Annotated in this window: 13 protein-coding genes; 8 read left to right on the top strand and 5 right to left on the bottom strand. The window is 42.9% G+C overall.

From position 1 onward, the window contains the following. Positions 1–3 precede the first annotated feature (3 nt). From ABFW99_RS09450 to ABFW99_RS09420, 7 genes are all read left to right on the top strand, one after another. Complete coding sequence (locus ABFW99_RS09450) at positions 4–855, top strand: PHP domain-containing protein (RefSeq protein WP_349354332.1); 852 nt, start codon at positions 4–6, stop codon at positions 853–855. 1 nt (position 856) lies between these two features. Next, positions 857–1,327, top strand: coding sequence for a 6,7-dimethyl-8-ribityllumazine synthase (ribH, locus tag ABFW99_RS09445; RefSeq protein ID WP_349354331.1), 471 nt, complete (start codon positions 857–859; stop codon positions 1,325–1,327). Between the two features lie 74 nt (positions 1,328–1,401). Continuing rightward, positions 1,402–2,229, top strand: coding sequence for an isoprenyl transferase (locus ABFW99_RS09440; protein WP_349354330.1), 828 nt, complete (start codon positions 1,402–1,404; stop codon positions 2,227–2,229). Positions 2,230–2,257: 28 nt separating this feature from the next. After that, the gene (bamA, locus tag ABFW99_RS09435; RefSeq protein WP_349354329.1) at positions 2,258–4,717 is read left to right on the top strand and encodes an outer membrane protein assembly factor BamA; all 2,460 of its coding nucleotides are present in this window, start codon (positions 2,258–2,260) and stop codon (positions 4,715–4,717) included. After that, the gene (locus ABFW99_RS09430) at positions 4,717–5,253 is read left to right on the top strand and encodes an OmpH family outer membrane protein (RefSeq protein WP_349354328.1); all 537 of its coding nucleotides are present in this window, start codon (positions 4,717–4,719) and stop codon (positions 5,251–5,253) included. Before bamA ends, ABFW99_RS09430 begins: the two co-directional genes overlap by 1 nt. 53 nt (positions 5,254–5,306) lie before the next feature. Then, positions 5,307–5,825 carry an OmpH family outer membrane protein gene (locus ABFW99_RS09425; RefSeq protein WP_349354327.1) on the top strand — a complete coding sequence of 173 codons (519 nt, stop codon included), beginning with the start codon at positions 5,307–5,309 and terminating at the stop codon, positions 5,823–5,825. Positions 5,826–5,848: 23 nt separating this feature from the next. After that, a complete protein-coding gene (locus ABFW99_RS09420; RefSeq protein ID WP_349354326.1) occupies positions 5,849–6,397 on the top strand; it encodes an OmpH family outer membrane protein in 549 nt (182 codons plus the stop codon). Between the two features lie 55 nt (positions 6,398–6,452). Here ABFW99_RS09420 and ABFW99_RS09415 read toward each other — a convergent pair whose 3' ends face one another. Then, complete coding sequence (locus tag ABFW99_RS09415) at positions 6,453–7,565, bottom strand: vWA domain-containing protein (RefSeq protein WP_349354325.1); 1,113 nt, start codon at positions 7,563–7,565, stop codon at positions 6,453–6,455. A 145-nt stretch (positions 7,566–7,710) separates the two neighbouring features. Between ABFW99_RS09415 and ABFW99_RS09410 the strand changes: the two genes are divergently transcribed. After that, complete coding sequence (locus ABFW99_RS09410; RefSeq protein ID WP_349354324.1) at positions 7,711–8,298, top strand: ribonuclease HII; 588 nt, start codon at positions 7,711–7,713, stop codon at positions 8,296–8,298. Between the two features lie 7 nt (positions 8,299–8,305). Here the strand turns inward: ABFW99_RS09410 and rodA are convergent, their stop codons facing one another. The 4 genes from rodA to mreC are packed head-to-tail and all read right to left on the bottom strand — an operon-like array spanning position 8,306 to position 12,736. Further along, entirely contained in the window at positions 8,306–9,556 is a 1,251-nt protein-coding gene (rodA, locus tag ABFW99_RS09405; RefSeq protein ID WP_349354323.1) for a rod shape-determining protein RodA, read from the bottom strand. After that, a complete protein-coding gene (mrdA, locus tag ABFW99_RS09400) occupies positions 9,549–11,420 on the bottom strand; it encodes a penicillin-binding protein 2 (protein ID WP_440707486.1) in 1,872 nt (623 codons plus the stop codon). Before mrdA ends, rodA begins: the two co-directional genes overlap by 8 nt. Before the next feature lie 6 nt (positions 11,421–11,426). Beyond that, positions 11,427–11,897 (bottom strand): rod shape-determining protein MreD, encoded by a 471-nt coding sequence (mreD, locus tag ABFW99_RS09395; RefSeq protein WP_349354321.1) that lies wholly within the window; start codon positions 11,895–11,897, stop codon positions 11,427–11,429. Continuing rightward, complete coding sequence (gene mreC, locus ABFW99_RS09390) at positions 11,894–12,736, bottom strand: rod shape-determining protein MreC (RefSeq protein WP_349354320.1); 843 nt, start codon at positions 12,734–12,736, stop codon at positions 11,894–11,896. Before mreC ends, mreD begins: the two co-directional genes overlap by 4 nt. Positions 12,737–12,740 lie beyond the last annotated feature (4 nt).

The following is a 12,740-nucleotide window of genomic DNA, read 5'->3' as shown; positions in this document are numbered from 1 at the left end:
CGAATGCCTCTCAAAGCAGACTTACATATCCATACCACCTGCTCTGATGGACGCTTAACACCCGAAGAAGCTGTGCAGGTGGCGAAGGATAAGAACCTTGCCAGCTTGGCGATAACAGATCATGATACCTGTCAGGGCTATTTTAAAGCTGTTGATAAAGCCGATGAACTGGATATCGAACTCATTCCCGGTGTGGAGATTACATCCGTTCTTGAGGGGAAAGAAGTCCACATTCTTGCCTATTATTTTGATCCGGATACCAATTACCTGGAAGACTTTCTGAACGAGCAGAAGAAAGCCCGAAAGAACCGGATCAAAGGTATTATTAATACGGTGAAGAAATCCGGTATTGATGTTGAGTATGATGAAGTTTGGGCGGAAGCTAACGGAGCCAATATAGGCCGCCCTCATCTTGCACGGGTTCTAACCCAAAAAGGATATGTGAGTAGCCCTAAAGAGGCTTTTATTAGGTATCTGAGCAATCAGAAGCTGGGTTCTATTGAAAGCACCTATCCGGATTACCGCGAAGTGATTGAAATTATCAAAAATGTGGGCGGAGCCAGTGTGGTTGCACATCCCGGAAGGCTTTATTCTTCCGATGAAATGCAGGCCTTCGTTGATGCGGGTATTGATGGTGTTGAATGTATTCATCCCAGCCATAATTTCAAGCTTCAGAAAAAGTACACCGAGTTTTGTGAAGAGCATGGTTTATTGATGACGGGTGGCAGTGACACCCATGAAGGAACCGGTGCCGGTTATACCAATATGGGAGTAGTCACCATTGCCTACAAGCATATTGAGAAGATGAAGAAAATGACGGAACAACGAAAAAAAATTACGGAAATAAAGAGTTAGTATGGCAGTAGAGTTAATAGAAGGGGAAACAAATCCCGGAAAAGTGAAAATTGGCATTGTGGTATCAAAATGGAATTCTATGATTACCGACAAAATGCTGGATGGAGCTTTAAAAGCACTGAAAGGAAATGGGGTTGCCGAATCGGACATCACTGTGGTAAAATGCCCCGGGTCCTATGAAATACCCTTAACCGTACAAAAAGTACTTGAGCACCGCGATGTGGCGGGTGTAATCGCCCTTGGAGTTGTAATAAGAGGAGGGACACCGCATTTTGATTACGTGTGTGATGCAGTAAACCGTGGAATTACCGATTTAATTTTAAAACATAATAAACCCGTGGCCTTTGGAGTTTTAACTACCGATGATGTTAAACAGGCTATGGAACGAGCCGGCGAGAAGGGGAATAAAGGCGGAGAAGCCGCTTTGGCCCTTTTGGAGATGATATCAATGGAACAAAAACTAACTTCCTGAAAAGATTATTTACCTTGATAAAGGACAAGCAAAGCTCTAATTTTCAAAGCTTCAAAAACAGCCCGAAAAATCACTTGAAAGAGCTTACTTTAACAAACACTGTACAGACTGAAGACGATAAGAAGAATCAGGATATCCTGAAGGACTCAGGTGAAATTCCTCTTCATATTGCCATAATTATGGATGGCAACGGTCGGTGGGCGAAAAGTAAAGGGAGTATCCGGCTACATGGCCATAAAGTCGGAGTTGATTCGGTTAGAGACATTACAGAATCGTGTGCTCAGCTGGGTGTTAAATATTTAACCTTGTATGCTTTTTCAACAGAAAACTGGGGTCGTCCATCTGCCGAAGTACAGGGCTTGATGAGATTATTGGTTTCTTCACTCCGAAAAGAGGCTGAAAACCTGAATAAAAACGATATCAGGCTGGCAACTATTGGCCAGATGGATCGCTTTCCGAAGAATTGCCAGAATGAGCTTCAGGAGGCTATTGAGCTCACCAAAGATAATAAGCTGCTGGAATTGTGTCTTGCGCTGAGTTATTCAGGACGTTGGGATATCACCGAAGCAGTTAAGAAAATAGCCCATCATGTAAAGGAAGGCCGCTTAGATCCGGATCTTATCAATGACCAAATGATAAGTGATCACCTTTCGACCGCAGATGTTCCTGATCCGGATTTGATAATCCGTACCAGTGGTGAGTATCGAATCAGTAATTTTCTATTATGGCAGCTGGCCTACTCCGAACTCTACATTACGGAAACCTACTGGCCGGATTTCAGAAGAGATGAATTATACGAAGCGATTCGTTCCTACCAGCAAAGAGACCGAAGGTTTGGGAAAATTCCATCATCCAAAGACGAAAACTCCTATTCATCTCGTTTAGTTAACAAAAAATCATAAGCATTAACCAAAAGGCGTGTTGTTACTTTTGAAAAGACTACTTTTTGCAACTTTATTGACGTTCGGCTTCACTTCTCATCTTTTACAGGCTCAGGATATTGAAATAACCGACCCGACTACCCTTACCCCGACCGAATATCAAATTATGGAGGTTACGGTTGAAGGAAATAAAAATACCCGCGAACAATTCATCAAGAACGCAAGTACGTTGGTTGAAGGAAGCTCCATTACCTATCCCGGTGGTGATAAACTTACGAGGGCAATCAGCCGTTTATACCGATCCGGGCTATTTTCTGATATTCAGATTTTTGTAACTGATCGAACATCTACCGGGATCAGTTTTCTAATCAAAGTAGAAGAACAGGCTCGTATTCTGGAGTACAAACTAAAAGGGATCAAGCGGTCGGAACGGCGAGACCTGGAAGATTTGCTGGTATTAACCCCCGGAACAGTAATTACCGAATCTGCCATTGGTCAGGCCAAGAACACGATCCGGCGTTTTTACGAAGATAAGGGATACTGGTACACCGAAATCGAAACCAGCACTAAAGAAGTGGAAGGGGTGGAAGACCGGGTTCGCCTCATTTTTGATATAAAACCGGGAGACAGATTAGAAGTTAAGGATATTGTTTTCAAAGGTGCTGATGAGTTCAACAACAGGAAGCTGCGTCGTCAAATAAAGCCACTGAAAGAAGATGCCTGGTGGAAAATTTTTGGTAAAAAGGTATTTAAAGAAGAAGAATTTGAAGAGGGTAAAGAAAGCGTCTTAACCTTTTACCGGGAAAATGGATTCACCGATGCCCGAATTATTAAAGATTCGGTGTACACTTATGAGCATGACGGACTGTTCAAAGATAAGACGGGGCTCAGAGTAGTTGTAACAATAGAGGAAGGCCCGCAATATAAGGTTCGGGATATCACCTGGGATGGAAATACGGTTTATTCCAATGAAACCCTCACACAGGTACTGGGTTTTGAGAAAGGGGATATTTTCAACCAAAATAAATTTGAAGAAAATTATAGCTTTGGCGAAAGCAGCGTAAGCAGTCTGTACCAGAACAACGGGTACCTGTTTTTCCAGGCCGTTCCAAATGTAACGAAGGTTGCAGAAGACTCTCTGGATATCCACTTTGATATTTATGAGGATGAGATTGCCACCATCCGCCACGTAAGTTTCTCCGGAAATACACGAACTCACGATGATGTGGTTCGCCGTACGCTGAGAACAACGCCTGGAAATCGCTACAGCAGAGACGCTGTTATCCGAACTATCCGTGAGCTTGGAACACTCGGCTTTTTTGATCCCCAAAACATTCAGCCCGACATCCTGCCAAACCGAGAAGATAAAACCGTTGACATCAATTACCGCTTAGACGATAGCCAGAGCACAAGTAACTTTGAGTTTTCAGGTGGTTACGGTGGTCCGAGCATTGGTGTGATTCTCTCTGCCAGGGTTAACTTCAATAACTTCTCGTTAAAACGTGCTTTTGAAGATGGCGGCTGGACTCCGATTCCTTCCGGCGATGGTCAAAAATTATCGTTGGGCGTTCAGGTTACAGGAACCGGTTATCAGAGTTATAGCTTCGGTTTCCAGGAACCATGGTTTCGGGGCAAGCCTACTTCAGTTGGGGTGAATGTATCCTACAACTTGCTGAACTACAGAGGTTCTACCGAAAGAAATGAGCTGTTTTCAAGCTCCGTATCTATGGGTAAGCGATTGAAGTGGCCGGATGATTATTTCTCAACACAGTCCATAATCGGATACCAGCTATACAATATCGAAGGAAACTCATCTTTCCTTGCTGACGGAACTTCCAGTCTGTTAACTTTTGAACAGGTGTTGGAGAGAAACTCCGTTGATAATCCTATATCACCGATGACGGGTTCTAAGTTTACACTCTCGTTTGAAGCTGCACCTCCACTGCCTGGATTCTCTGAGTATTACAAATTCAGAACAGCCTACCAGCATCACGTACCGGTTGTTGAAAAATTGGTGTTAACCAGTCAGGTGCAATACGGATACATCGGTTACTTTACTGATGACAAGCGAAGTGAGCTGAATAAATTTTTGGTTGGTGGTACACAGTTACAACAGCGTCAAAGCTTTTTGTATGATAACATTGACCTGCGTGGTTACCCCGGTGGAACCACAACCAGTATTTCACCCATTGTAGATGGGCAGAAAGTGGCAGGTACTATGTTTAGTAAGTACTCACTGGAAATGAGATATCCGGCCGTTTCAAACGAACAAGTCCAGATTATTCCATACGTTTTCACCGATGCAGGTAACTCATATCTTGACTTCAATGATTTCGATCCCTTCCGTGTAAAAAGGTCGGCTGGTTTGGGAGTTCGGTTATATCTTCCTGTGTTGGGCTTGGTTGACCTGAGTTACGGTTACCGACTTGATGGTGTAACAGTACCAAACAGTGCTAATGTGCAGCCCGGGAAATGGGAATTCTTGTTTAATATAGGAGCACCATTCTAATGCGATTGTTTAAGTATATACTTATTCCTTTTCTACTGGCCGGACTTTCTCAGTCTTTATGGGCTCAGGAACAGAAAATCGGATTCTATGAGTCAGATTATATTCTTCAGCAGATACCCGAGTATGAAGGGATTCAGCAGCAGCTTGATTTATTGAGCACCCAGTGGAAGGAACAAGTTGAAGAATTGGAAAATGAAATTCAGCAGCTTCAGGAAGATTACGAAGCCAAGGAAATACTATACACCGATGAGATTCGTAATCAAAAGAAGCAGGAAATTGCCCAGAAGAAGAAGCAGAAAGAACAATTTCTTGCTCAAAAATTTGGTCCGGAAGGTGAGTATTTTTCAAGGCAGCGTGAATTGTTAGAGCCTATCCAAAGGCAGGTATTTACAGCTGTAAGAGCGGTAGCTCAGCAACAGAGTTTTGATTTTGTATTCGACCGTTCGGGCGACATTTACATGGTGTATGCCAATAATGAATACAATTTAAATGATGATATTTTGTTGGAACTGGGAATCGAGGTTGAAGAACAGTAACGACAAATGACGGAAAAAACTTTTAAATTAGAAAAAACGACAGACCCACAAACATGAGTAAAAGAATTACTGCAATTATCCTTTTCTTGAGCGTTTTTGCGCTCCAGGATGCTATGGCACAGGTTAAAATCGGATACACCAATCCAGCCCGTGTTCTTAGTCAACTTCCTGAAGTAGAACAGGTTGACGAACAAATTAATGCCCTGATTGACCAAAGAGATGAGGAGCTTGCTTCGAAAGCTACCGACCTGCAACAGATTTTCTCTAACTATGAGTCTTCCATGGCTAATCTTTCTCAGCAGGAAAGAGCGGTTAAAGAACAGGAGCTGATGGAAATGAATCAGGAGTTTGAGCAGGATCGTGAGACCATGATGAATGAAATTCGCCAGAAGCGAAATGAGTTAATGGCTCCGATTATCGAAAAGATGAACACAGCTATGGAAGAAGTTGCTGAGGAGATGGACCTTGATTTGGTACTGAACGAAGGGACTTCTTATGGAGACGCTATCATCTTTTTTGCAGATAACGAAGGTCTTGACATTACCGACAAAATTATAGCAAAATTAAAATAATCAAAGCCAATAAAACGATACTAATGAAGAAATTAAGCTTATTACTTGTTTCCTTTTTGATTGCCTTTTCATCTATAGATGTTGCCAAGGCACAGGAAGCAGAAATGAAAATCGGTTACGTAAACCCGCAAGCTGTACTTGCTAAAATGCCTGAAATGGCTGCGATCCAGAAAAGACTGCAAAATTTTGCTGAGCAGAAGCAACAGGAACTGCTGCAAAAAGAACAGGATTTCCAACAGCAGGTTGCTGAGTATGAGCAAAAAGCCGGTGTAAGAACTCAGGAAGCAAATCAAAGAGAGCAAGAGCGTTTGGCTCAACTGCAGCAGGATTTAAGCACTGCTCAACAACAAGCCGAGCAAGCGCTACAGCAACGCCGCCAGGAGTTGTTAGGTCCTATGTTCACTCAAATTGGAACTGCGATTGATGCAGTTGCTAAAGAGAAAGGCCTGAGCTATGTACTGAACACAACAACTTCCAGTGGTGATCTGATCATTCTGTATGCTTCTGAAGAATATCAGGCTGAATATGATATCACTGATGCGGTAATGCAAGAGTTGGGCGTGTTCAACTAAGCCATTATTTAGTTAAGAATAGGTTATAAGCCGTTCATAATTGGACGGCTTTTTTTTATTTCACATTCTTTTTACGATTCTGGATATAGTCTTCAAAGATATATCCGCCTAAATTATCAAGAGAGGCAAAATAGGCTTTTCCTTTATTAGCTTCGGTCATTTCGCGGACAAAGCTTTGCAGGTATGGATCCTGGGCAATCATAAAGGTGGTAATAGTAATTTGGTCTCTGCGGCATTTAACGGCTTCATCCAGCACCTTATTTACGATTTTACGATCCAGCCCAAAGCTGTTTTTGTAAAGCCTGCCATTCTCAATAATACAGGATGGCTTTCCGTCTGTGATCATAAATATCTGTTTATTGGCGTATTTCTTTCGCTGCAGAATATGACGTGCCACTTCAAGACCTTGTTTGGTGTTGGTGTGATAAGGTTCCACTTTTAAATACGGGAGGTCATCTACCGAAATTTTCCAGGCTTCGTTTCCAAAGGCTACGATGTCAAGGGAATCCTTGGCATAGTTGTTCATGATAAGTTCTGAGAGGGCCATAGCCACTTTCTTAGCTGGCGTAATACGGTCTTCTCCGTAAAGTATCATAGAGTGGCTCAAATCGATAAGCAGAACGGTTGCGTTGGATGTATAGTGATCAGTTTCATAGACTTCAAGGTCGTCTTCCTGTAGGTTGAAGGCATCGATGCTGCTATGGTTCAACATGTTCAGCATAGTTCCCACGCTGTCTATTTGCCCGATATCGTCGCCCCGGTTCCATTTTCGGGTTTCCGGTTGACGTTCCATGCCCTTTCCTGTGTGGGGTGTTTTATGAGACCCCACTCCGCCTTTTTCCAGGTTTTTGAATATTTCTTCCAGCGATCGTTTTCTGAGGCTTCGTTCAGTTTTTCTGGTCATGATGAAGCCGGTACTGTCTTCATCGCTTTCTATATAACCGCGTTCTTTAAGCTCATCGATGAAGTCTCCCAGAGAATAACCGTCATCAAACTGTCCGGTAATATCATATTCGTTATCGAGATCGGTAAGCCATTTCAGAGCCTGCTTAACATCCCCACTGGATATGGTGAGCAGCTGTTGAAATAAGTCCCACAAAGTATCGAACGGAGATTTACCATTTGTCTTTGCAAACCGTTCATCCCACTCGAAATATTTAAAATGCATAATCGGATCCCTTTTTCATACCAAATACGAAGCGGGGCAGATGAGTTCCATTAATTCAGAAAAGAATTAATTACATGAATATATTCTATGTGAAATCAAGCAACGAAAAAATACTATCATCGACCGGTTAAAATTTGAACGACAGTTGTGGGAGGAAGGCTACACGCATGTAATGGGATTGGATGAAGTAGGGCGCGGATGCCTTGCCGGTCCGGTTGTAGCTGCCGGAGTAGTGTTCCATCCGGATACTAACATTCCGGAGATAAGAGACAGTAAAGATACGGGAGAGGAAGAGCGATTAAGACTGGCCGAGCAAATTAAACAAGAGGCTTTGTTGTGGACGGTTCAGGAGGGAAGTATTGCTGAGATTGATAAGTTGAACATTTTGTGGGCTTCACTCCATACTATGCAGAAGTGCGTTGATGCAACTAAAATCACTCCGGATTATTTATTAGTTGATGGAAATCGATATATCAGTTCTTTGATTCCTTACACATGTTTAGTAAAAGGGGACGACCGGTCTATGAGTATTGCAGCAGCGTCAATTATTGCAAAGGTTTACCGGGATGATTTGATGCGAAAACTCCACGAAGAGTTCCCGGAATATGGTTGGGATACAAACGTTGGTTATCCCACGGTTGCTCATAAAAAAGGGTTAAAAGAGTTTGGTTATACAGCCTATCACCGGACCTCCTTTAAGTTGGGCACTTCCATAAAGAGATCGTCAAAGTAGACCAGCTCTACCGGTAGATGCTGAAATCCCGTTTATAAAAATCCATATTTAAACATATGGCAAGCATAAGGGTGTTGGTGATGAATGCTGACCCACCATAACTTACAAATGGAAGCGGCAAACCAATTACAGGAAGAAGGGCAGAAGCACTACCCACATTGATGAAGAAATGGACAAAAAAGACCGAGGCAATACTTACAGTTACAAGCTGTGCAAAAGGATGCTTATGACTTCCTGCCATGTTCAACAGGCGTATGAATAAGAAGAGAAAAGTTATAATTACAATAGCGGCCCCGACAAAGCCAAACTCTTCCCCGATCACACAAAAAATAAAATCGGTCCACTGTTCCGGCAGAAATTTGAGCTGAGTTTGTGTTCCCTCTAAAAATCCTTTGCCTGTTAATCCACCTGATCCAATTGCTGTCTTAGCCTGAATCACATTCCAGCCGGCTCCTGTAGGATCGTAAGCAGGATTTGTGAATGCTGCAATTCGGGCAATTTGGTGAGGTTGTAATAGTTGGGTAAGCGCTAATTGTACCCCTGAGGTAGTCAATAACCCGGTGATGAGAGACGTAATGGATAACCAGATCCGCCGTTGAATAAAGAAGATTGCAGCTGTCAAAATTACCGCTGCAATCACTCCATAATACCATTCTATAACCGATAAATAAGCGATTATGGCCGGAGAGATGATGAAGAGGGAAACTCCGTAGGGTAAACCTGACCAAAACAGCATGACGGGGATGAGTGTGAGGAAGATCAACGCTGTTCCAAGGTCGTTTTGCATAAAAACGAGAATGGTTGGTATTAAAATTATAATAACGGAAATGACGGCATAACGCACATTCTCTGCTGTGATATCCCGGCGGCTTGTCAGGTAATTTGCTGTAGCCAGGATCGTGGCAATTTTCATCAACTCACTGGTTTGTAAGTTAAAAGGCCCAAATCGCAGCCAGCTTTTGGCACCATTAACTTCGGTGCCGAAGTAAAGGGTTATTACCATCAATACCAGGCTGATGGCATAGAAGGCATAGGAAAGCTGGATAAAGCTTCTGGGAGATATAAGCTGAACAGCGGCCAACATAAAAATAGAAAGCGAGACAAAGATAACCTGCTTGTAAAAATTATTCTGGATGTATTCGGGCAGAAATTGGGATACCGGCCCTTGTGTAGCGCTATAAATGGCTACAATACCAATAGTAAACAGTATCACCCAAGCGAAAACCACTGACCAGCTAAATTCTCTGATATTATTCATTCTCTATGGGTTGATTAGGTAGTGGGGTGGGAGTAGGTTGGTCTTGTTCCTCTTCTTTTGGTTCGAAATTCAATACGTAATCATATACGTAAGGACGGGTAGTTTCGCCTTGTAAATACTTCTCAATAACCAAAGAGGCAATAGGTGCCGCTGATGTAGAAGCAAAGCCTGCGTTTTCAACGAAGGCAGTAACTACAATTTGCGGGTTCTCAAGCGGAGCATAGGATGTGAACCAACCATGATCCATTCCATGGGGATTTTGAGCCGTACCTGTTTTACCGGCAATCTCTATTTCAGGATGGTTGGCATACCAGCGACCGCTCCCTTCGGTAACTACACCGCGCATTCCGGCTTGTATTACATCAAGATATTCCTTCCGTAGCCAATCTATTTTAGTTCTTTCAGTTTGTACACGGGTTATAGAACCATCCGGATGTTTGAAAACCTGAACTAAATGAGGCTTAACCCGGTACCCCCCATTGGCGAAGGTGCTTGTCATTTGCGCAATTTGAATAGGTGAGACAGAAACCATTCCCTGGCCAACTCCGAAATTAATGAGGTCTCCCAGTCCCCACCTTCGTTCTCCAATACGTCTGTTTAGATAGGTGCTGTCAGGAATAAGCCCGGTATTGGCATTAGGTAAATCCACTTTACTTGATACTCCAAGCCCGAAATCTTTAATCAAACTACTCCATTCATTAAGTTTGCCCTGAGTTGCAATCTTATCCATTAGTGAGAAGAAATAGGTATTACTGGAATAGGTAATGGCTTTTTGGAGATCATATTCACCTACAGGTGCTAAGTCTCTGTATGCCCGTCCGCGTATATACGCTCCGCTGTTATAAATTTTTGTTTGCGGGGTGATGATACCCATATGCAGACCAATGATGCCCATTAATGGCTTAAAGGTAGAGCCGGGTGGTTGCCGGCTTGATATAGCCCGGTTATATAAGGGAGTAGTTGAGTCTGCATTGATGGCCTGCCAATAATCCTGATCCAGCCTTCCGGCAAGTTTACTTAAGTCGTAGGTGGGAGAGCTGACCATGGCAAGTATAGCCCCGGTATTAGGGTTCATAGCAACCACAGCGCCACGTTTGCCCTCCATAAGTTTTTCAGCAAAAATCTGAAGTTCGGTATCAATAGTGGTTATGATATTGGTTCCCTGCTCAGGAATTTGACCAAGTTCATTGCCATCAAACTCCCCCAAGGCCTGTCCAAAAGCATTTACCTTGAGATATCTGATACCCAAATCGCCCCGTAACGAATCTTCATAGATCATTTCAAGCCCGCTTTTACCAATCTTGTCGCCCAGGCGGATCTTTTCGGATTGCTGATATTCACTTTCATTAGCTTCTCGTAAATACCCAAGTAGATGTGAAGCTTTCATCTGGGTAGGGTAGTGGCGTTTACTTTCTATTTGATGTCCAATACCGGGTAGTTGCCAAAGATTTTCCTGCACCGCCGAGAAAGTGGGGAAATCGATTTCTGTAAACAATCGGGAAGTACGATACCAGGAGTATTGCTGAGCCTCCTGAACTTTGACCGTCAACAGGGAATCAGAAACCCCAAGTAAATCAGCCAGTAAGGGAATGTTACTTTTATCAAAAAGGGAAGGGGTGATAGTGATCGAGAAAATAGGTTCATTATCTACAATAAGCTCTCCATGCCGATCATAAATCAAACCACGGGCTGGATCTACATATTCCTGGCGAACCGAGTTTTCCTGGCCCAAAGCAGCGTAAACTTCATACTCCACTATCTGCAGATAGAAAATCCGGCCCAGCACAATAAGAGTAAATGTAAGGATGATTACCTGAAGTGCCCGGATAGAAGTTCTTGTTCCATTTGTTTGACCGGTTGACATCTGCGTCTAATTTCCTTTAAAAATGAAAAGCATGGCTCCGAGTAGTGCAGTATATAAACTGTTTCCAAGGATAAAAATTATAGGAATAAATCCGGTTGTATATGCTTCAATGAAACTGCTCAAACCGAGGAATATGAGGTTATGAAATATAGCTGCTACAGTAATGACAACAAATATTTGCCACAAAAGTAAGCGACCTTCCTTTCGTTGCTTTACGAAATTAAAGAAGACGAAACACATGAGGGTTTTGGCAAACATGTGCAACCCCCAGAAGTCAAAAAGCGCATCCTGAATAAGCCCGAAAGCTGCTGCAAATAGAACCAGTTTAATACGGTCGTATTTCATGGCCAGCCAAAGAAGATAAAGTATCAGCGGATCGGGAGTGGCTCCGAATAAGCTTAGGTGCTGAAAAATGAGAACTTCAGCCAGAATAAAGCATAAGCCAATCAAAAAATCTTTTAGGGTTTCTGCACTCATTCAAAAAGCTGGTTATAATCTTGTTGAAGGTTGACAATACTTGTATCGGGCTGAAACTCGATGACAAAACCCTGGGCAATATCAGCCAGCAGAACAAAGGGTTCTAAATAAATACGTTGTGTTTCCCGACCCGGCTCCGGCTCAGACCGGATTACCTTCCCAATGGGAATTCCACCCGGAAATTGATTGCTGTTTCCTGATGTTTCAACTACAAAACCACTGTCTATCGGTATGGTTTTGGGCACAAAGTCCATCACCAGTTCGCCATAAATTTCGCCAGGCCAGCTCACAATTCCATGAGCTTGATTCTCCTGAATGCGGGCGCTTACCCTGAACAGAGAATTATAATAGGGCATCACCTGGGAATAATAGGAGCCGGTCAATACAATTTTTCCAATCAATCCATCTGAAGTAACAAGGGGCATTCCGTCTTCTAATCCATCAGAACTTCCGGAATCAATGGTGAGGGTATTATTTTGTCCGGTTAATTGTTTTCCGACAATAGAGACAGGGCTCAATTCAAATTGGCTGCTTTCTTTATATCCCAAAAGTCGGCGAAGTTCACGATTTTCTTGTTCAATCGATCGGAGCCGACTGAGTTCATCCTGAAGTAAAATATTCTGGCGTTGCAGATAGGTATTCGTGTTAAGAGCCTGCCGGTAAACCCTGATGTTAGCCAGGGGTTCTTCGAGCAGGCTCAAGCCCGTAACGGAAATCTTTCGCAGGGTGTCAATACCACCCTGATGCCTGCCAATCATAATAGCAAAGGCAAAAAGCAAGATAAGAGCGGTAACTATATAATCTTTAGCATCACTTAAATTGAATGATCTAAATCGCATTCAT

Origin of the sequence: Gracilimonas sp. BCB1 (assembly GCF_040117685.2) — a bacterium.
GTDB lineage: Bacteria > Bacteroidota > Rhodothermia > Balneolales > Balneolaceae > Gracilimonas.
This window is presented reverse-complemented; position numbering and strand designations above follow the sequence as displayed.